Below are 18186 nucleotides of genomic sequence, written 5' to 3' on the forward strand. Positions count from 1 at the left end.
GCGCCGTCATCAATCGGGTTGAAGGGTGTGGCTCAGCGCCTCGCACAGCTCGTCGCTGCTCATCAGCCGCACGAAGGGGCCGGCCAGGGTGGCGTTGTGGTGGGCGATGATCTGGGTTGCAGCAAGCTGCGGGGTATCCATGCAGGTGTGGGCATCGCTCACCAGCACCACGGCGTAGCCGAGATCCGCCGCCGCCCGGCAGGTGCTGTCTATGCAGTACTGGGTCTTCATGCCGGTGACTATCAGGGTCTGCACCCCGCCCTCCTTCAGCCAGCCATCGAGGCCGGTGCCATGAAAGGCGCTGGGTCTGTGCTTGTCGAACACCCGGTCGGCCTCGTCGACGACCAGTTCAGGTGCCAGTTGCCAGAACGGACTGCCGGCGGCTATGGGGCTACCGGCCGGGCCCGTGTGGCGCACCGCCAGCACGGGGACACCGGCGGCGCGGGCCGCCTGACTCAGGCGATTGATGTTGGCCAGGGTCTCGGCACCGGCATGGGGTGCCTCCGGGCCGTGAAGAAGGCCGACCTGGAGGTCGATGACGAGCAGGGCGGGGTGGGGCAGGGATGACATGGGCATGGCTCCGAGAGGAATGTCCCCCACTCTGGGGTCACCGGCCGTCGAGCGGCAACCCCGCATCTGGGGGGAGGCAGGCGCTGCCCCACCTTGCCCGCCCTGCCGCCGCGATGACGCCGCCCTATCCTCCTTGCCCTTATGCCGGCGTCGGGAGTGATGAGCGATCACCTCGTCGGCCGCTGCTGCCAGGCCAGGTGTCAGCGGGGAAGGGGCCCATTTCCGCTGTTCGGTACAGCTGGCATACAGTCACTCCTGCTCAAAATCGGTCCATCAACATTGAGGGTTAATCCATGTCACTGAATTCATCTCGCATTCGCACGGCCGGCAGTCTGATCCTGGCGGCTTGCTCTCTGCTGGCCGTCCTGCCTGCCCATGCGGCCGATCGCCAGGACTCCCGCGATGTGCGTCAGGAGGTGCGTCCCGAGGTCCGCGATGCCAAGCAGGATTGCCGCGAAGCCGACCAGAAGGACAACTACGAGTGCCGTCAGGACAAGCGTGAAGTCAAACAGGACGTCAGAGAGAAAGCCAACGACGTCAAACGCTGATGAGCGCGCCCGATTAGCCGGCAAGCGGCATATCGGGCCCTCAGCCGATCCGGCTCGCCACCCCCAAGGGCCTGCGAGCCTGCTGGCGGGTAACTCGCCAGACACCGCCACCCGTGAATTCATATAAATCAGTTGCCGGATGCCCCGCCATCTCGTCGACCCCGTGGAGTTAATCATGAAGAAATGTGCCTTTATCTTGCTGGCTGCCAGCGCCCTGCTCTCCTCGTTGCCGGCACAGGCAACCGAACAGGCCGCAGAGCGCCGTGATGCCCGTGACGTGCGTCAGGACACCCGGGATGAATCCCGCGATGCCAAGCAGGAGTGCCGTGAAGGCGTGGTCGGCAATGCCGATTGCCGTCAGGATCATCGCGACAGCAAGCAGGAGGGCCGAGACGAGGCCCGCGACGTCAAATATTGATCCTGACAAGCCGCCTCCCTGTCGGGTCGCCATGCTGGCGTCCGTCCCGCGGTTATCTTGACCCCAGTGTATAATTCAGACATCCCAAGCCGGTGTATTTCGTTTAGCCAAGGAGCCACCATGAAGAAGACAGTATTCGCGCTGCTTGCAGCCACAGCCTTGTTGGCTGCCCTGCCTGCACAGGCAACCAAACAGGCCCAGGAGCGTCGCGAAGCCCGCGATGTGCGTCAGGATACCCGTCAGGAATCCCGCGACGCCAAGCAGGAGTGCCGCGAAGGCCTGGTGGGCAATGCCGATTGCCGTCAGGAGCACCGCGACAACAAGCAGGAAGGGCGTGACGAGGCGCGCGACATCAAATATTGATGTCCGGCCTGCCCGGGCAGGCAGCACTCATGCCGTGCACGGCATGACACAGGGGGGCTTTGGCCCCCCTGTTCATATCCGTAATGCGCGCGTCACACTCTGGCGCCTCTCTGGGTTAGAATGCGCGGCCATCGGCTAGAGTCGTTCTTTTTCAGAGGTTTTTTCATGCATTTCAAGAAACTGGTTCCTGCACTTGCCCTGACCATCGCCATGACAGGCTGCACCACCAATCCCTATACCGGTGAATCCCAGACCTCCAAGGGCGCCTGGGGCGCACTGGCCGGTGCCGCCACCGGCGCTGCCGTGGGCGCGCTCTCCTCCAGCAAGGGTGATCGCAAGAAGGGCATACTGACCGGTGTGGCCGCTGGCGCCGCCCTGGGTGGTGGCATCGGTTACTACATGGATGTGCAGGAAGCCAAGCTGCGCGAGAAGCTGCAGGGCACCGGCGTCAGCGTGACTCGCAACGGCGATCAGCTGATCCTCAACATGCCGAACAATGTCACCTTCGACAGCTCCAGCGCCCAGCTCAAAGCCGCCGGTGCCAATACCCTGTCCGGCGTGGCCATGGTGGTTGCCGAGTTCGACAAGACCCGCCTGAACGTGGTCGGTCACACCGACAGCACCGGCTCCCGCGAGCTGAACATGAAGCTCTCCGCCCAGCGTGCCGACGCCGTCGCCGCCCAGCTGATCGGTCAGGGCGTGACCGGCAGCCGCATCGCCACCAGCGGCGTGGGCCCGGATCAGCCGGTTGCCACCAACAGCACCGCCGCCGGCAAGGCCCAGAACCGTCGTGTGACCATTACCCTGACCCCGACTGCCTAAGTCGCCCGGTTACCGGTAACGAAAAGGCCCCGCCAGTGATGGCGGGGCCTTTTGCTATCCCAGGCTGGGCGGGCGGCTCAGACTGCTGCGGTCAGCTGCACTTCCACCTTGTAGCCTTTGTGGGCCAGGCGGGCCTGCACGCAGGCGCGAACGGGCGCTGTGCCGGCCGGTATCCAGGCATCCCACTGGGCGTTGAAGGCGGCTATGTCGCCAATGTCCTTGAGATAGATGTTGGCCATCAGGATCTTGTCGACCCCGGAACCGTTGGCTTCCAGCAGGCGTTGCAGGCTGCTCAGCACTTCGCGGGTCTGCTGGTGAATGTCGGCCTCGTCGGTGGCGGGGACTTCCACCACATAGAGGGTGCCGTTGTGGATGACAACATCAGACCAGCGGGCCGTGGTGCCGATTCGGGTAATCGTCATGGATTGCTCCGGTACAGGGGCTCATTGACCCTTGCGGATCAGATAGCGATAGGGGGCCTGCTCTGTCTCGCTGGCGATCAGGGTGTGATCCATGAAGCGGCAGAAACTCGGGATGTCGCGGGTGGTGGAAGGGTCGTCGGCACTGACCAGCAGGGTCTCGCCTTCGGCCATCAGCCGCACTTTCTTGCGCACCATCATCACGGGCTCGGGGCAACGAAGCCCGATTGCGTCCAACGCGTGAGTCGCATTGCAGAATAAATTACTCATTAATAATCAACCTTCAGCCGCACCTTCTTGCGCGCTATCGTCACGGGCTCGGGGCAACGAAGCCCGATTGCGTCCAACTCATGAGTTGCGTCGCAGAATAAAGCACTCATCAATAATCAACCTTCAACCAATTCAGCTGCCAATGATACTCAAGGCGAAAAAATAATCAAACATCAGGGTCTTCGAGCAGCATATGTAACCAAAGTGTGATCCTGCTCTATCCAGACCTTGCCCGATGAGTAATATAAAAATTGAACCATATTCAACAAGGAGGTGTGAATATGCAGGTCTCCTACGGCAGATTGCAAGCCTACGCAGGCATGGGGTTCCTGTCGTTCGCCATGATAGTTCTGGGCAGCCCGATCGGAAACACCGGCACCTGGTTCGGGTCCATGGTGATGATAGGGCTGGGGCTCTGGATCGAGCTCAGCGACTACTACGACGAGGATGAGGACGAGAACGATCAATCCTGAATCGGATGACGATTCACCCACAAAGGCGGAGCGATTCCGCCTTTGTCATTTCTGCTCCGCGCCTGAGCGGGTTGAGCGCATGGCCCGCTCCAGCTGCTGCGCCGTCTGCTCCGGGTTGGCCTTGGGGTCGTTGAAGAAGTTGCTCAGCACATCCATGATCCCCTGGCGCATGTTGGTCGGCACGGCCATGCCCTCCGCCATGCTGGGCAGCAGGTTGCCATCCCGTTCTGCCAACTGGAAGTCATGGTAGGAGCGGATGGCGCAGCGATCGAACTTGCTCATGTCAGGCTGGGTGAGGGCTGGGATGGAGCCCTTCACCCGGTTGAACTCCTCCTGGAACCGTGGCGTCATCAGCAGGCGGGCCAGCTCGCCCTGGGCTTGCAGCTGGGCGGGATCCCGTTGCTTGAACATGGCGATGGAGTCCAGGTTGTAGCTGAAAAGACCTTGGCTTCCCGGGCTTGGCAGGCAGTCGATGTCCTCTCCGGGTCTGTAGTTGCCGGCGCTCAGCTCCCCCTTCACCCAGTCCCCCATGATCTGCATGGCGGCGCCGCCGCTCTCCAGCAGGTTGGTGGCCTGGTGCCACTTCAGGCCGGCGTATTTTTCCGGCACATAGGCGCGCAGCTGCTGGAAGCGGGTCAGTACCCGCACCATGTCGGGGCCGGTCAGGGTGGCGCTGTCCTGCTCCAGGAAGGCCTTGCGATAGAAGGCCTTGCCCCCTTCACCGAGTGCTACCGTCTCGAACAGCACCGCCAGCTGCCAGGGCTCGTTGCCGATGGCCAGCGGCGTGACGCCCTGCGCCTTGAGCTGCTCCGCCACCGTCATGAAGTGCTCCCAGTCGGTGGGGGGCGTCAGCCCCAGCCGCTCGAACAGCTTGCGGTTGAGCCACAGCCAGTTGACCCTGTGGATGCCGGTGGGCACCGCCATCAGGGCGCCGTTCTGGCTGAGGGTGTCACGGACCATGGGGGAGAGCTGCGGGTACCAGCCGAGGTGTTCGGCCATGGGGCTGAGGTCGCGCAGGAAACCCAGGCTGGCCCACTCGTGCAGCTCATAGCCTTTGAGGTGCGCCGCCTCCGGCGGATTGGCCGCCAGCGCCCGGCTTTTTAGCACCGTCATGGCGCTCTTGCCGCCGCCGCCCTGCACCGCGAAGTCGTTCCACTGGTTGCCCTGCTCGGCCCATTCCGACTTGAGCACTTCCACCGCCTTGGCCTCGCCACCGGATGTCCACCAGTGCAACACCTCCACCTGGGAGGCGGCGACGGGCAGTGAGAGCAGGGCGACAATGGCAAACGGGAACAACTTCATACTGTGACTGCCTTGATTGAAGGAGAGTGGCCGGTGCCGACCGCACGCCATCCGTGCAGCACCCCGACGCGCTGGGAGGCGGCGACGGGCAGGGAGAGCAGGGCGACAATGGCAAACGGGAACAACTTCATACTGTGACTGCCTTGATTGAAGGAGAGTGGCCGGTGCCGACCGCACGCCACCAGTGCAGCACCCCGACGCGCTGAGAGGCGGCGACGGGCAGGGAGAGCAGGGCGACAATGGCAAACGGGAACAACTTCATACTGTGACTGCCTTGATTGAAGGAGAGTGGTCGGTGCCGACCGCACGCCACCAGTGCAGCACCCCGACGGGCAGAGACAACAGGGCGATGACAGAAAACGACAACCACTTCATAAGCTTTACTGCCTTGGTAGGGATAGGGTGGCCTGCAGGCCGCCCTGGGGGCGATTTTCCAGCACCAGATCGCCGCCGTGGGCGTGGGCTATGTTGCGGGCTATGCCAAGACCCAGTCCGGTTCCGGCGGAATCCGTGCTGAGGCGGTAGTAGGGCTCGAAGATGCGCTCGAACTGATCCTCCGGCAGACCGGGGCCCTCGTCCATGATGAAGAGGATCAGCATCTCCTCGTCATCCATCAGGATGACGCGCACCCGGTGGCCGTACTTGATGCCGTTGTCCACCAGGTTGCCGATGCAGCGCTTGAGGGCCAGCAGTTTGCCGCGATAGGGCCACTTGCAGTGCCCCTCTATGGTAAGCAGATCCTCGTGCAGGTTCATGGCCTCCGCCATCTGTTCCAGCAGGGCATTGATGTCGATGAGCTCGAGGTTCTCGTGAATGTCGGTCTCTTTCACCGTCTGCAGCGCCCCCTTCACCATCAGCTCCAGCTCGTCCAGATCCTTGTTGAACTTGGCTATCTGGGCCTCGTCGTCGAGCAGTTCGACCCGCAGCCGCAGCCGGGTGATGGGGGTCTTGAGATCGTGGGAGATGGAGCTGAACAGCCGCTCTCTGTCGTCTATGAAGCGGCGGATGCGCTGCTGCATGATGTTGAAGGCGCGGGTCGCCGCCACTATCTCGGAGGCACCCTCCTCCTTGAGGGAGGGCTGATCTATGTCCTTGCCGAGGTTGACCGCCGCCTTGGCCAGCCGGCGCAGGGGCCGGGTCTGCCAGCGCACCAGCATGAAGGTGAAGAAGCAGAGGAAGACAGTCATCAGGGCGATGAAGCGCACCTGGTTGCTCGGCATGACGGTGTCATCCAGCGTCATGTAGGGGGCGGGCAGCAGGGCCGCCAGATAGAGCCACTCACCCGGCTCTATCTCGATCTGGGTCACCAGCACCGGCGGATTGATGGGCTCCAGCGACAGGGTATAGCGGGCCCAGGAGGAGGGCAGATCTGCCAGCAGGGTGTCGTTGTTGAAGACGTGCAGCTCCTCGGGACGGGAGAAGTCCACCTTGATCGCCATGGCGTCGGAGAGCTTGCGGGTCAGCACCTCCTCCACCTCTTTGAGCACCAGCGTCTTGCGCTCGCTGTCCGGGATGGCGCTGATGTGGATCTCCTCTTCATTCAGGGAGACGAAGAAACGGCTGCCCCCCATGTTGCGCAGCTGATCCAGGGCGATGTGGCGGTATTGCAGCGGCAGGGACTTGAAGAAGTTGACGGTGGAGGCGGCGGAGAGCGCCAGGTTGCGGGTGGTGCTGAGCATGCCCTCCAGCTCCCGCTTCTGGATCTGCTGCATCCAGATGCCGGTGAGTATGGTCTGGGAGAGCAGGATGGCGAGCAGCAACAGCAGCAGCATCCGTGACAGCAGGGAGCGGGGGACCAGTGCCTGCCAGAATCGCCGACCTCTCATGGGATCTCGTGCCTCTTGTCAGTCAGCATGCTGTTGCTACCTTTTTACCCTTCACGGGATCTCGTGTACTTCCGCGATCAGCATGTAGCCGCTGCCGCGTATGGTCTTGATGATGCGCGGGCTCTTGCCGTTGTCACCCAGCTTCTGGCGCAGACGGCTGATCTGCACGTCGATGCCGCGCTCCATGGGCAGGCTCTCGCGGCCCCGAGTGGCATCGGAGATGGTGTCCCTGTCCAGCACCACGCCGGGCTGTTGCAGGAACATGCCGAGCAGCAGGGCGTCGCTGCCGGAGAGATCCAGCAGGCTGCCGTCGTCGTGGGTCAGCTGGTGACTCAGGGTGTCCAGGGTCCAGTCGGCGAAGCGCAGGCGGCGGCTCGGCTCTTTTTCTTTCTCCGGCTGGCGGAATTCTGCACGGCGCAGCAGCGCCTTGATGCGGGCTTGCAGCTCGCGCGGGCTGAACGGCTTGGCGATGTAGTCGTCGGCGCCGAGTTCGAGGCCGATCACCCGATCCGCCTCATCGGAGGCAGCGGTGAGCATGATGATGGGTACCTGGGAGTCTCGACGGATCTGCTGGCACAGGGTAAAGCCGTCGTCGCCTGGCATCATGATATCGAGAATGATGAGGTCCGGGCTGTGCAGGGCGAGTTGCTGGCGCATCTCGTTGCCCTCGGCCGCCGTCAGTACCTGAAAACCCGCCCGGGTCAGGTATTCGTTGAGCAGCTCGCGGATCTCCTGATCGTCGTCGACGATAAGCAGTTGTTTGCTCGTTGACATATGTATGTGCATCCACCCATTTTTTTGTGCAGATTGAACCTGTCGGGGGAGCAAAAAGCAAGCAAGGCCCCCCTCTAATGTGAAGTTATGGGCAATATAGCCCCCGAATCGGCCCTGATCGGGATATCGGAATAAAAAAGGCCGACCCAAACGGGCCGGCCAACACGCAGATTCCGACGGCAGGTGCGCACCCCGTGTGGCGCGCTCCACAGACTCGACAACGGGCCGGACGGGCCGACCCCAAAAAGACAATGCGGGCTCAGGTATGGCGTGAGCCGCTTAGATCACACCCGCTCGAACACAGTGGCTATGCCCTGACCCAGGCCGATACACATAGTGGCGACCCCTAGCGTGGCATCCTTTTCTTCCATCAGGTTGATCAGGGTGGTGGAGATGCGGGCACCGGAGCAGCCGAGGGGGTGGCCCAGGGCGATGGCACCGCCGTTCAGGTTCACCTTCTCGTCCACCAGATCCTGCAGCCCCAGATCCTTGACGCAGGGCAGGGACTGGGCCGCGAAGGCCTCGTTCAGCTCGAACAGGTCGATGTCACCCACGGTCAGACCGGCACGCTTGAGCGCCTTCTGGGTGGCCGGCACTGGGCCGTAACCCATGATGGCGGCGTCACAGCCGGCGATGGCCATGGCGCGCACCCTGGCGCGGGGGGTGAGGCCCAGCGCCTTGGCGCGATCCGCGCTCATCACCAGCATGGCGGCGGCGCCGTCGGACAGGGCCGAGGAGGTGCCGGCGGTGACAGTGCCGTTGACCGGGTCGAACACAGGGCGCAGCTGGCTCAGGGTATCGACCGTGGTCTCCGGGCGGATCACTTCGTCATAGTCGTAGAAGAAGCGGGCGCCGCTGGCGTCGTGGCCTTCCAGCCCGACTATCTCCCTGGCGAAGCGTCCTTCCAGGGTCGCGGCATAGGCGCGGCGGTGGGAGCGGGCGGCAAACTCGTCCTGCTGCTGACGGCTGATGCCGTGCAGTTTGCCGAGCATCTCGGCGGTCAGTCCCATCATGCCGGAGGCTTTCGCCACCGACTTGGCCATGCCGGGGTGGAAGTCGACGCCGTGGCTCATGGGCACATGGCCCATGTGCTCGACGCCGCCGATGATGAAGATGTCCCCATCACCCACCTGAATGGCGCGGGAAGCGTCATGCAGCGCCTGCATGGAGGATCCGCACAGACGGTTGACGGTGACCGCCCCCACCTGCTTCGGAATACCCGCCAGCAGGGCGGCGTTGCGGGCGATGTTGAAGCCCTGCTCCAGGGTCTGCTGCACGCAGCCCCAGTAGATGTCCTCGATCTCGTTCGGGTCGAGGTTGGGGTTGCGCAGCAGGATGGAGCTCATCAGGTGCGCGGACAGATCTTCTGCACGCACGTTGCGGAAGGCGCCGCCCTTGGACCGGCCCATGGGGGTCCGGATACAGTCGACAATGACTACGTCTTTCATGAATGGATCTCCTTTCCGCAATCAGTAGAAGGTTTTGCCCTGGGCGGCCATCTCACGCAGCTTATCGCTGACGCGGTAGAGCGGGCCCAGGTCGGCATACTGGTCGGCCATGGCCACGTAGCGATCCAGGCCAATGGTGTCCAGATAGCGGAACACGCCGCCGCGGAAGGGAGGGAAGCCCAGACCGTAGACCAGTGCTATGTCGGCCTCGGCCGGCGTGGCGACTATGCCCTCTTCCAGACAGAGCACCACCTCGTTGATCATGGGGATCATCATGCGGGCTATGATGGCGTCCTTGTCGAACTCCTGCTTCGCCTTGGCAATGGGAGCCAGCAGCTCGTAAGCGGCCACATCGGCCACCTTCTTCGGCTTGCCCTTCTTGTCCTGCTCGTAGGCATAGAAACCCTTGCCATTCTTCTGACCGAAGCGGCTGGCGTCATACATCACATCGATGGCGGTACGACCTTCCTTGCTCATGCGAGCCGGGAAGCCTTGTGCCATGACGTCACCGGCATGGTGACCGGTGTCGATGCCGACCACATCCAGCAGATAGGCGGGGCCCATGGGCCAGCCGAACTCCTTCTCCATCACCTTGTCGACGGCGGCGAAGTCGGCGCCATCGGCGACCAGCTTGTTGAAGCCGAAGAAGTAGGGGAAGAGCACGCGGTTGACGAAGAAGCCAGGGCAGTCGTTGACCACCACCGGGGACTTGCCCATGGCGGCGGCGTAGGCCACCACGCGGTTGATGGTGTCATCGCTGGTCTGCTCGCCGCGGATGATCTCCACCAGGGGCATGCGGTGCACAGGGTTGAAGAAGTGCATGCCGCAGAAGTTCTGCGGGCGCTTCAGCCCCTTGGCCAGCAGGGAGATGGGAATGGTGGAGGTGTTGCTGGCGAGCACGGCGTCGTCGCCGATAACGCTTTCCACTTCGCCCAGCACGGCGGCCTTCACCTTGGGATTCTCGACCACGGCTTCGACCACCAGATCCACGTGCTTGACGCTGTCATAGCTGAGGGTCGGGGTGATGGCGGAGAGCACCTGGCCCATCTTGATGCCGTCGATGCGGCCCTTCTCGAGCTGGCCGTTGAGCAGCTTGGTGGCTTCGCCCATGCCCAGCGCCAGCGCCTTCTCGTTGATGTCCTTCATCACCGCCGGAATGCCCTTGCTGGCGGACTGGTAGGCGATGCCGCCCCCCATGATGCCTGCACCGAGCACGGCTGCGTGGCTGGTGGCCTTTGCTGCTTGCTTGGCCGCCTTCTTGGCCAGCGCCTTGATGTGCTGATCGTTCAGGAAGATGCCGACCAGGGCCTTGGCCACGTCGGTCTTGGCCAGCTTGATGAAACCTTGCGCCTCGACGTTGAGCGCCTCGTCGCGGCTCATGCCGGCGGCGGCCTCGACGGTTTTGACTGCTGTCATGGGCGCCGGATAGTGCTTGCCCGCCACGGCGGCAACCATGCCGGCAGCTGTGGTGAAGCTCATCATGGCTTCCAGCTTGGAGAGGCGCAGCGGCGCCTTCTTGGCGGCGCGACGGCTCTGCCAGTCCAGCTTGCCCGCGATGGCGTCTCTCATCATCTGCACGGCGGCGCTCTGCAGCGCAGCGGGGGCGACCACGGCGTCGATGGCGCCTACCTTGAGGGCGTCATCGGCGCGGTAATCCTTGCCAGTGGTGATCCACTCCAGGGCGTTGTCGGCGCCGATCAGGCGCGGCAGACGGACTGTGCCGCCAAAGCCTGGCATGATGCCGAGTTTGGTCTCGGGCAGGCCGATCTTGGCGGTGGTGTCAGCCAGACGGAAATCGGTGGAGAGTATGGTCTCGCAGCCGCCGCCCAGGGCGTGGCCCTTGATGGCGGACAGGGTCGGCACCGGCAGATCTTCGATGGCGCTGAAGATGTCGTTGGCCTTTTTCAGCCAGCCGAGCAGATCTTCTTGTGGCAGATCGAACAGTTCCAGGAATTCGGTGATGTCGGCGCCGACGATAAAGGCGTCTTTGCCGGAGGTGAGGATCAGACCTTTTAATTCACGTTCTTGTTTTAATGCGGCGATCGCTTCGCTCAGCGAGAGCAGGGTAGCGCGATCCAGCTTGTTGACTGAACCCGGGGCATCAAACCTCAGCTCGGCAATGCCGTGTTCGAGGTAGCTGACCGACAGGGTTTCGCCTTGGTAGATCATGAGAGTGTCTCCTTGTTCCCACGCGGTGGGGGGCTTTGCTCCTTTCTCCCCAGCAGGGGGCGAGGCTCACTATTGATCCAAAAGGAGACATTTTCAACACCTATTTAAAACATTTGTTTAACAGATCTCGAGTAAAAGCTCCTCATCACAAAACGGGCAAAAGAGAGGCGCCTTGCGGCGCCTGCTCTGGATATGAGTCATTTATCAACTGGCCAGTTCCGGCCGGTTGCGATACTGGTTCAGTACCTCGGGGTCGGCGAGGGCATGGGTGTTGTTGACCGGCCTGTTGTGCACCACCTCCCGCACCGCCAGCTCGACTATCTTGCCGGACTTGGTGCGGGGGATGGCATCCACCTGCAGGATACGGGCGGGCACGTGGCGGGCCGTGCTGTGCTCGCGGATCTGCTGGCGAATGCGCTCGCGCAGGGGCTCGTCCAGCTTTAGGCCGGGCTTGAGCTTGACGAACAGCACCACCCGCTCGTCCTGCTGCCACTGCTGGCCGATGACGATGCTCTCCTCCACCTCGTCCAGCTGTTCCACGTAGCGGTAGATCTCGCTGGTGCCGATGCGCACCCCCCCCGGGTTGAGGGTGGCATCGGAGCGGCCATAGAAGAGGATGCCGCCGGTCGGGGTCAGCTCTATCCAGTCCCCGTGGCACCAGATGTTGTCGAACCGCTCGAAGTAGGCGGCGTGGTACTTGTCGCCGTTCTCGTCGCCCCAGAAGTAGATGGGCTGGGCCGGGAATGGCTTGGTGCAGACCAGTTCCCCCTTCTCCCCCTGTACCGGCTGGCCGGCCTCGTTGAACACCTGCACCGCGAGGCCGAGGCCGCGGCCCTGGCTCTCGCCGCGATAGACGGGGCTCAAGGGGTTGCCGATGACGAAGCAGGAGCAGATGTCGGTGCCGCCGGAGATGGAGCTGAGTTGCACATCCTGTTTGATCCCCTGATAGACATAGTCAAACCCCTCCGGCGACAGCACAGATCCGGTGCTGCAGATAAGCCGCAGGGCCGGCAACTGGTGGGTGGTGATCGGGGCATAACCCTGCTTGTGCAGGGCATCCAGATACTTGGCCGAGGTGCCAAACAGGCTGACCTGCTCGTCGCGGGCGAGATCCCAGAGCGCGTTGCCATCCGGGTAGAAGGGAGAGCCGTCGTAGAGCACCAGGGTGGCGCCGGAGGCGAGGGCGCTCACCAGCCAGTTCCACATCATCCAGCCGCAGGTGGTGAAGTAGAACACCCGTTCCCCCGGCTTGATGTCGCAGTGCAGCTGGTGCTCTTTCAGGTGCTGTAGCAGGGTGCCGCCTATGCCGTGGACTATGCACTTGGGTTTGCCCGTGGTGCCGGAGGAGTAGAGGATGTAGAGCGGATCGTTGAAGGCCATGGACTCGAAGGCGAGCTGGGCCCCGGGCTGGCTCGCCAGCACCTGATGCCAGTCGTGACCGAGCTGCAGGGGGTTGCCAAGCAGGGGGATCATCACAGTCTGCTCTATGCTGTCTAACTGGCTCACCACGCTGGCGACCTTGGCCTGAATGTCGATGGCCTTGCCGCCATAGCGGTAGCCATCCACCGCAAACAGCACCCGGGGCCGGGTCTGGCCGAAGCGCTCCACCACGCTGGCTTCACCGAAGTCGGGGCTGGTGGAGGTCCAGATAGCGCCCAGGCTGGTGGTGGCCAGCATGGCAACCACGGTTTCCGAAATATTGGGTAGATAGGCGGCGACCACGTCGCCACGGCCTATGCCCTGGCTGCGCAGCCACTGGGCCAGTCGGGCCACCCGATCGCCGAGCTCGGCCCAGCTCAGGGTCTCGCTCACCCCCCCTTCGAGGCGGGAGATGATGGCCGGGCTCTCGTCCTGGCGGCGCAACAGGTTCTCGGCAAAGTTGAGCCGGCTGTCGGGGAACCAGCGGGCGCGCTGCATCTCCTGGCGGTTCTCCGCCACTATGTCCCCCAGCTCTCCCTTGACGCCGCAGTGCTGCCACACCAGCGGCCAGAAACGGGTGGTCTTCTCCACCGACCACTGATAGAGGTCGGCGTAGCTGCGTAATTGCAGGCCGTGGAAGTGGTTGACCTCGGCCATGAACTGGTGGAGGTTGGAGTGCTGCATCCTGTCCTGATCCGGTTTCCACAGACAAAGGTTTTGCATGAATCGTTCCTGACTGCTGATATCTACTGTCTACCGGCAGTGTATTGAATTGTTTTTGATTTGTTAATGGTTGGTTTTCTGTTGATAACAAACACTTTGTAACGCATGCGTTACCTCACGAAGCGGCAGCTTGACGGGTCGAGCCGCCCCGAGCTTGGTGTTATGCTGCTATCACATTCACCTCGGAGCAGGACGCCATGAGCAGCTACAGCCAACTTTTTGCCCAGCACCTAGACACCCTGCAGCAGCGCACCCGCGACATTCTGCAACAACAGGGGCTCAGCGGACTGGCCATCCACTCCGGCCAGACCCACCGCATCTTCCTCGACGATCAGGATTACCCCTTCAAGGTCAATCCGCACTTCAAGGCCTGGTTGCCGGTGCTAGACAATCCCCACTGCTGGCTGCTGGTGGACGGGGTGAGCAAGCCGGTGCTGCTGTTCTACCGGCCGGTGGACTTCTGGCACAAGGTGGCGGACCTGCCCAATGCCTTCTGGGTCGACTTCTTCGACATCCGCTTCCTGACCAAGCCGGAGCAGGTGGCGGATCATCTGCCCGCCGACAAGCAGGAGTGGGCCTATCTGGGCGGTCATCTCGAGGTGGCCCAGCTGGTGGGATTGGGCCAGCCCAATCCGGAGGCGGTGCTCAACTACCTGCACTACCACCGTGCCTACAAGACGCCCTATGAGTTGGAGTGTCTGCGGGCGGCGAATCGGCTCGGGGTGCGCGGCCACATTGCGGCCAAGGACTCTTTCATGGCGGGGGCGAGCGAGTTCGAGATCAACCTGGCCTACATGAAGGCAGTCGGGCAGGGGGCCAATGAGGCGCCCTATGGCAACATAGTCGCCATCAACCGCAACGCGGCCATCCTCCATTACACCCATCTGTCGACCCAGCGGGTACCGGATGCGGAGCGCCACTCCTTCCTGATCGATGCCGGGGCGGATTATCACGGCTATGCCTCCGACATCACCCGCACCTGGGCCTGGCGCCGGGGCGAGTTTGCCGATCTGATCGCGGCGCTGGATGCGCAACAGCAGGAGATCATCGCGGAGATCAAACCCGGTCGCCGTTACAGCGAGCTGCATCTGCAGATGCACCACAGACTGGCGCGCTTGCTGCAGGCCACCGAGCTGGTGGACATGTCGGTGGACGAGATGATCCACACCGGTGTCACCAATGTGTTCTTCCCCCATGGCCTGGGGCACTTCCTCGGCCTGCAGGTGCACGATGCCGGTGGCTTCATGCAGGACGAGCGGGGTACCCACCTGGCGGCGCCCGAGCAGTTCCCCTATCTGCGCTGCACCCGGGTGATGGAGGTGGGGCAGGTGTTCACCATAGAACCCGGCCTCTACTTCATCGACAGTCTGCTGGAGCCGCTGCGCCAGGGTGAGCAGGGCAAGCGGGTCAACTGGAACAAGGTCGAGGCGCTGCGCCCCTTCGGTGGCATCAGGATCGAGGACAACGTCGTCCTGCATGGGGACGGGGTGGAGAACCTCACCAGGCAAGCAGGGATCTGATGGCCGCAGACTATGCCATTCCGGCCGCGCCGCTGGAGCTTTGCGAGGAGATCAAGAAGAGTCGCTTCATCACCCTGATTGCCCATGCACCGACGGTCGAGGCCGCCAAGGCCTGGATCGGCGAGGTGAAGCGGCAGCACCCGACGGCCCGGCACCATTGCTGGGCCTTTGTCGCCGGGGCTCCGCAAGACAGCCAGGTCTATGGCTTCAGCGATGACGGTGAACCCTCGGGCACCGCCGGCAAACCCATGCTGGCCCAGCTGATGGGGGCCGGCATCGGCGAGATAGCGGCCGTGGTGGTGCGTTACTACGGTGGCGTCCTGCTCGGGACCGGCGGCCTGGTCAAGGCCTATGGTGGCGGGGTGGGGGCTGCGCTCAAGCGGCTCGAGACCCGCATCAAGCGCCAGCAAACTCCTTCCCTTATCTGCTGCGACTATGGCGACATGGGGGCTGTGGAAGCCCTGATCTCGACCCACCAGGGTCAGTTGCTGGCCGCCGATTATGGTCAGCAGGTTCGCCTGCAGGTGGCTTGGGATGCGGCCATCTGGAGTCAGGTGGATCAGGAAATGACAGACCGAACCCATGGCCGGGTATCTCTTCGCCCCTTAGATGGCTAGAATCCATCGTTCTTTTAGCCTGAAGGGGGAGCCGGAATGCAGATTCTGAGCATCATTCGTATCGTTGGTCTCTTGGTCGCGCTGTTCAGCTCGACCATGCTGCTGCCAGCGATGGTTGCTTTTGGGTATCGCGATGGTGGCGGTGCCGAGTTTGTGAACTCCTTCTTCATCGCCCTCCTGCTCGGTGCCCTGCTCTGGTTCCCCAATCGCCATCAGAAGAAAGACCTCAGATCCAAGGAAGGCTTCCTCATAGTGGTGCTGTTCTGGGTGGTGCTGGGCAGCGTGGGGGCCGTCCCCTTCATCATCAGCGACGTGCCGAACATGTCGGTCTCCGAGGCCTTTTTCGAATCTTTCTCCGGCCTGACGACCACGGGAGCGACGGTGTTGACCGGGCTGGACGATCTGCCCAAGGCCTTTCTGTTCTACCGCCAGCTGCTGCAATGGCTGGGGGGCATGGGGATCATAGTGCTGGCCGTGGCCGTTCTGCCGTTGCTGGGTATCGGGGGCATGCAGCTCTATCGCGCCGAGATCCCGGGGCCGGTCAAGGACAACAAGGTGACCCCGCGCATCGCCGAGACGGCCAAGGCGCTCTGGTTCATCTACCTGTTGCTGACCACCCTCTGTGCCCTGGCCTACTGGATGGCGGGGATGACGCTTTTCGATGCCATCTGCCACTCCTTCTCCACCTTGTCGGTAGGCGGCTTCTCGACTCACGATGCCAGCATAGGTTTCTTCAACAGCCCGGCCATCAACCTGATTACCGTGCTCTTCCTGCTGCTGGCCAGCGTCAACTTTGCCCTGCATTTCATGGTATTCGCCCACAAGCCCGTGCGGTTGAGCAGCTATCTGCGGGACTCCGAATTGAAGGTGTTCCTGGGCATCCAGGGCGTGCTGGTGCTGATCTGCTTCGTCTCCCTGCTGTTCCATGGCCACTACGCCACCTGGCAGGAGGCGCTCAACCACGGCCTGTTCCAGGCGGTCTCCCTTGGCACGACCACGGGCTACAGCACGACCAGCTATGCCGACTGGCCATCCTTCCTGCCCATGTTGCTGATGTTCTCGGCCTTTATTGGCTGCTGTGCCGGCAGCACGGGGGGCGGCATCAAGGTGATGCGCTTCATGATCCTGTTCCTGCAGGGGATGCGCGAGCTCAAGCGACTGGTGCACCCGCGGGCCATCTATACCCTGAAACTGGGCCGTCGCGCGGTGCCGGAGCGGATCGTCGAGGCGGTGTGGGGCTACTTCGCCACCTACATCATACTGTTCTTCATCTTCATGCTGTTGTTGCTGATGACAGGGTTGAACGAGGTGACCGCGTTCACGGCGGTGGCGGCCGCCTTCACCAACGTGGGGCCCGGGTTGGGTGAGGTATCCAGCAACTTTGGCAATATCTCTGCGACGGCACAGTGGATACTGGTGGTTGCCATGCTGTTTGGTCGATTGGAAATATTCACACTTCTGGTACTGTTTACTCCTGCATTCTGGCGTAGTTGAGGTTGGTATGGACAAGATTTTGGTGCTTTATTCTTCCCGGGACGGGCAAACGCGGAAAATTGTGGATGTCATGCTGGAGGAGATATCCGGATGCGAAGTGGTGATGCAGGATCTGCACACCCTGCCGATGTGCAATCTCAGCAAGTATGCCAAGGTATTGATCGGTGCCTCCATCCGCTATGGCAACTTCCACCCCAGCCTGCTCAGCTTTATACATGCACACCATGAACAGCTGGAAGTGGCCAATGCTGCCTTCTTCTGTGTCAACCTGACGGCGCGCAAGCCCGAGAAGCAGACACCGCAGACCAATGCTTATATGAAGAAGTTTCTGCGTCTCTCGCCGTGGAAGCCGAAGACACTGGGGGTGTTTGCCGGTGCGCTGCGATATTCCCGCTACAACTGGTGGCAGACCCGCATCATTCAGCTGATCATGACGATCACCGGCGGCAGTACGGATACCAGCAAGGACGTCGAATTCACCGATTGGGAAAAGGTACGCGCCTTTGCCCGGGAATTCTGGTCAAAAAGGTAGCAAATCCGCACCCTTGTTCGTTGACGCCCCGCTTATGCGGGGCGTTTTGTTTGATAAATAGGCGTTTGAATCACCAAACTGCAAAAAGTGCCATTTTTTACAGTTTTACCCTTGTCATCCCGGCGCGGCTCCCTATAATGCGCCCCTACCAGCACGGCGGAACACGCCAACCTGATGAGCCAGCTTCCTAGCGAAGTGGGCGCCGAAAGAAAAGCGAAAACAACCGCTTGACTTTCGAAGTGAGGAGCGTAAGATGCGCATCCTCAACGCGATAAGCGTGACGCTCTTTAACAATTTGAATCAAGCAATCTGTGTGGGCACTCACAGCATCGAACATCAAAAACAATTTTTGATTTTCAATGTCTGGTGAAGTGACCAAGACAGCTTCGGTTGTCACAGTTTATTTCAGCAATTCATTGAGCCGCTGAAGTTCGCTACTCCGGTAACGAATGAACGCAAACCAAACTTAAATTGAAGAG

20 protein-coding genes and 1 pseudogene are annotated in these 18186 nt (G+C 62.0%); 9 read left to right on the forward strand and 12 right to left on the reverse strand.

The features are described from left to right. Positions 1 to 9: 9 nt before the first annotated feature. A complete protein-coding gene (locus AB5Y91_RS02220; protein WP_368168969.1) occupies positions 10 to 570 on the reverse strand; it encodes a cysteine hydrolase family protein in 561 nt (186 codons plus the stop codon). A gap of 293 nt (positions 571 to 863) precedes the next feature. Between AB5Y91_RS02220 and AB5Y91_RS02225 the strand changes: the two genes are divergently transcribed. The 4 genes from AB5Y91_RS02225 (at position 864) to AB5Y91_RS02240 (ending at position 2721) form a co-directional block, all read left to right on the forward strand. Continuing rightward, positions 864 to 1118, forward strand: a complete 255-nt coding sequence (locus AB5Y91_RS02225; RefSeq protein ID WP_106885432.1) for a hypothetical protein — start codon at positions 864 to 866, stop codon at positions 1116 to 1118. Positions 1119 to 1293: 175 nt separating this feature from the next. Further along, positions 1294 to 1536, forward strand: a complete 243-nt coding sequence (locus AB5Y91_RS02230) for a hypothetical protein (protein WP_106885433.1) — start codon at positions 1294 to 1296, stop codon at positions 1534 to 1536. Between the two features lie 120 nt (positions 1537 to 1656). Further along, entirely contained in the window at positions 1657 to 1899 is a 243-nt protein-coding gene (locus AB5Y91_RS02235) for a hypothetical protein (protein ID WP_005323913.1), read from the forward strand. 165 nt (positions 1900 to 2064) lie between these two features. After that, complete coding sequence (locus tag AB5Y91_RS02240) at positions 2065 to 2721, forward strand: OmpA family lipoprotein (protein WP_106885434.1); 657 nt, start codon at positions 2065 to 2067, stop codon at positions 2719 to 2721. A 77-nt stretch (positions 2722 to 2798) separates the two neighbouring features. Here AB5Y91_RS02240 and AB5Y91_RS02245 read toward each other — a convergent pair whose 3' ends face one another. From AB5Y91_RS02245 to AB5Y91_RS02255, 3 genes and pseudogenes are all read right to left on the reverse strand, one after another. Further along, complete coding sequence (locus tag AB5Y91_RS02245) at positions 2799 to 3143, reverse strand: RidA family protein (protein ID WP_368168970.1); 345 nt, start codon at positions 3141 to 3143, stop codon at positions 2799 to 2801. A 21-nt stretch (positions 3144 to 3164) separates the two neighbouring features. Continuing rightward, complete coding sequence (tusA, locus tag AB5Y91_RS02250; RefSeq protein WP_106885436.1) at positions 3165 to 3410, reverse strand: sulfurtransferase TusA; 246 nt, start codon at positions 3408 to 3410, stop codon at positions 3165 to 3167. A gap of 14 nt (positions 3411 to 3424) precedes the next feature. Beyond that, positions 3425 to 3520, reverse strand: a pseudogene (locus AB5Y91_RS02255) (sulfurtransferase TusA); the annotation flags it as partial. A gap of 171 nt (positions 3521 to 3691) precedes the next feature. On the opposite strand from AB5Y91_RS02255, the gene AB5Y91_RS02260 reads away from it, so the two are divergent. Next, entirely contained in the window at positions 3692 to 3883 is a 192-nt protein-coding gene (locus AB5Y91_RS02260) for a hypothetical protein (protein WP_025328793.1), read from the forward strand. 45 nt (positions 3884 to 3928) lie between these two features. Here AB5Y91_RS02260 and AB5Y91_RS02265 read toward each other — a convergent pair whose 3' ends face one another. The 8 genes from AB5Y91_RS02265 to AB5Y91_RS02300 all read right to left on the reverse strand — a co-directional run bounded on the left by AB5Y91_RS02265 (position 3929) and on the right by AB5Y91_RS02300 (position 13544). After that, positions 3929 to 5185 carry an ABC transporter substrate-binding protein gene (locus AB5Y91_RS02265; protein ID WP_368168971.1) on the reverse strand — a complete coding sequence of 419 codons (1257 nt, stop codon included), beginning with the start codon at positions 5183 to 5185 and terminating at the stop codon, positions 3929 to 3931. Continuing rightward, entirely contained in the window at positions 5182 to 5316 is a 135-nt protein-coding gene (locus AB5Y91_RS02270; RefSeq protein ID WP_368168972.1) for a hypothetical protein, read from the reverse strand. Before AB5Y91_RS02270 ends, AB5Y91_RS02265 begins: the two co-directional genes overlap by 4 nt. Continuing rightward, the gene (locus AB5Y91_RS02275; RefSeq protein WP_267966785.1) at positions 5313 to 5447 is read right to left on the reverse strand and encodes a hypothetical protein; all 135 of its coding nucleotides are present in this window, start codon (positions 5445 to 5447) and stop codon (positions 5313 to 5315) included. The genes AB5Y91_RS02270 and AB5Y91_RS02275 overlap by 4 nt, the downstream gene beginning before the upstream one ends. Positions 5448 to 5565: 118 nt before the next feature. Next, positions 5566 to 7011 (reverse strand): ATP-binding protein, encoded by a 1446-nt coding sequence (locus AB5Y91_RS02280; RefSeq protein ID WP_106885438.1) that lies wholly within the window; start codon positions 7009 to 7011, stop codon positions 5566 to 5568. A 51-nt stretch (positions 7012 to 7062) separates the two neighbouring features. After that, on the reverse strand, positions 7063 to 7785 hold the full coding sequence (locus AB5Y91_RS02285; protein ID WP_025328790.1) for a response regulator: 723 nt from the start codon (positions 7783 to 7785) through the stop codon (positions 7063 to 7065). Positions 7786 to 8069: 284 nt separating this feature from the next. After that, positions 8070 to 9254 (reverse strand): acetyl-CoA C-acyltransferase FadA, encoded by a 1185-nt coding sequence (gene fadA, locus AB5Y91_RS02290; protein WP_368168973.1) that lies wholly within the window; start codon positions 9252 to 9254, stop codon positions 8070 to 8072. Next, positions 9255 to 11402, reverse strand: coding sequence for a fatty acid oxidation complex subunit alpha FadB (fadB, locus tag AB5Y91_RS02295; RefSeq protein WP_368168974.1), 2148 nt, complete (start codon positions 11400 to 11402; stop codon positions 9255 to 9257). It lies immediately after the preceding gene. A 204-nt stretch (positions 11403 to 11606) separates the two neighbouring features. Continuing rightward, entirely contained in the window at positions 11607 to 13544 is a 1938-nt protein-coding gene (locus tag AB5Y91_RS02300; protein ID WP_368168975.1) for an acetoacetate--CoA ligase, read from the reverse strand. A 197-nt stretch (positions 13545 to 13741) separates the two neighbouring features. Between AB5Y91_RS02300 and pepQ the strand changes: the two genes are divergently transcribed. From pepQ to hemG, 4 genes are read left to right on the forward strand one after another with little or no spacing between them, the layout of a single operon-like run. Next, a complete protein-coding gene (pepQ, locus tag AB5Y91_RS02305; protein ID WP_368168976.1) occupies positions 13742 to 15064 on the forward strand; it encodes a Xaa-Pro dipeptidase in 1323 nt (440 codons plus the stop codon). Then, on the forward strand, positions 15064 to 15681 hold the full coding sequence (locus tag AB5Y91_RS02310; RefSeq protein WP_106885443.1) for a YigZ family protein: 618 nt from the start codon (positions 15064 to 15066) through the stop codon (positions 15679 to 15681). The genes pepQ and AB5Y91_RS02310 overlap by 1 nt, the downstream gene beginning before the upstream one ends. A 36-nt stretch (positions 15682 to 15717) precedes the next feature. Beyond that, positions 15718 to 17175 carry a TrkH family potassium uptake protein gene (locus AB5Y91_RS02315; RefSeq protein WP_106885444.1) on the forward strand — a complete coding sequence of 486 codons (1458 nt, stop codon included), beginning with the start codon at positions 15718 to 15720 and terminating at the stop codon, positions 17173 to 17175. Between the two features lie 7 nt (positions 17176 to 17182). Next, a complete protein-coding gene (gene hemG / locus AB5Y91_RS02320) occupies positions 17183 to 17707 on the forward strand; it encodes a menaquinone-dependent protoporphyrinogen IX dehydrogenase (protein ID WP_025328783.1) in 525 nt (174 codons plus the stop codon). Positions 17708 to 18186 lie beyond the last annotated feature (479 nt).

Source organism: Aeromonas sp. R4-3 (genome assembly GCF_040908275.1).
Taxonomy (GTDB): domain Bacteria; phylum Pseudomonadota; class Gammaproteobacteria; order Enterobacterales; family Aeromonadaceae; genus Aeromonas; species Aeromonas rivipollensis.

Excerpts from the sequence above, each read along its gene's own strand:
- AB5Y91_RS02220 (WP_368168969.1), bottom strand. The coding sequence starts at position 570 with ATGTCATCCCTGCCCCACCCCGCCCTGCTCGTCATCGACCTCCAGGTC.
- AB5Y91_RS02225 (WP_106885432.1), top strand. The coding sequence starts at position 864 with ATGTCACTGAATTCATCTCGCATTCGCACGGCCGGCAGTCTGATCCTG.
- AB5Y91_RS02230 (WP_106885433.1), top strand. The coding sequence starts at position 1,294 with ATGAAGAAATGTGCCTTTATCTTGCTGGCTGCCAGCGCCCTGCTCTCC.
- AB5Y91_RS02235 (WP_005323913.1), top strand. The coding sequence starts at position 1,657 with ATGAAGAAGACAGTATTCGCGCTGCTTGCAGCCACAGCCTTGTTGGCT.
- AB5Y91_RS02240 (WP_106885434.1), top strand. The coding sequence starts at position 2,065 with ATGCATTTCAAGAAACTGGTTCCTGCACTTGCCCTGACCATCGCCATG.
- AB5Y91_RS02245 (WP_368168970.1), bottom strand. The coding sequence starts at position 3,143 with ATGACGATTACCCGAATCGGCACCACGGCCCGCTGGTCTGATGTTGTC.
- tusA (WP_106885436.1), bottom strand. The coding sequence starts at position 3,410 with ATGAGTAATTTATTCTGCAATGCGACTCACGCGTTGGACGCAATCGGG.
- AB5Y91_RS02260 (WP_025328793.1), top strand. The coding sequence starts at position 3,692 with ATGCAGGTCTCCTACGGCAGATTGCAAGCCTACGCAGGCATGGGGTTC.
- AB5Y91_RS02265 (WP_368168971.1), bottom strand. The coding sequence starts at position 5,185 with ATGAAGTTGTTCCCGTTTGCCATTGTCGCCCTGCTCTCACTGCCCGTC.
- AB5Y91_RS02270 (WP_368168972.1), bottom strand. The coding sequence starts at position 5,316 with ATGAAGTTGTTCCCGTTTGCCATTGTCGCCCTGCTCTCCCTGCCCGTC.
- AB5Y91_RS02275 (WP_267966785.1), bottom strand. The coding sequence starts at position 5,447 with ATGAAGTTGTTCCCGTTTGCCATTGTCGCCCTGCTCTCCCTGCCCGTC.
- AB5Y91_RS02280 (WP_106885438.1), bottom strand. The coding sequence starts at position 7,011 with ATGAGAGGTCGGCGATTCTGGCAGGCACTGGTCCCCCGCTCCCTGCTG.
- AB5Y91_RS02285 (WP_025328790.1), bottom strand. The coding sequence starts at position 7,785 with ATGTCAACGAGCAAACAACTGCTTATCGTCGACGACGATCAGGAGATC.
- fadB (WP_368168974.1), bottom strand. The coding sequence starts at position 11,402 with ATGATCTACCAAGGCGAAACCCTGTCGGTCAGCTACCTCGAACACGGC.
- AB5Y91_RS02300 (WP_368168975.1), bottom strand. The coding sequence starts at position 13,544 with ATGCAAAACCTTTGTCTGTGGAAACCGGATCAGGACAGGATGCAGCAC.
- pepQ (WP_368168976.1), top strand. The coding sequence starts at position 13,742 with ATGAGCAGCTACAGCCAACTTTTTGCCCAGCACCTAGACACCCTGCAG.
- AB5Y91_RS02310 (WP_106885443.1), top strand. The coding sequence starts at position 15,064 with ATGGCCGCAGACTATGCCATTCCGGCCGCGCCGCTGGAGCTTTGCGAG.
- AB5Y91_RS02315 (WP_106885444.1), top strand. The coding sequence starts at position 15,718 with ATGCAGATTCTGAGCATCATTCGTATCGTTGGTCTCTTGGTCGCGCTG.
- hemG (WP_025328783.1), top strand. The coding sequence starts at position 17,183 with ATGGACAAGATTTTGGTGCTTTATTCTTCCCGGGACGGGCAAACGCGG.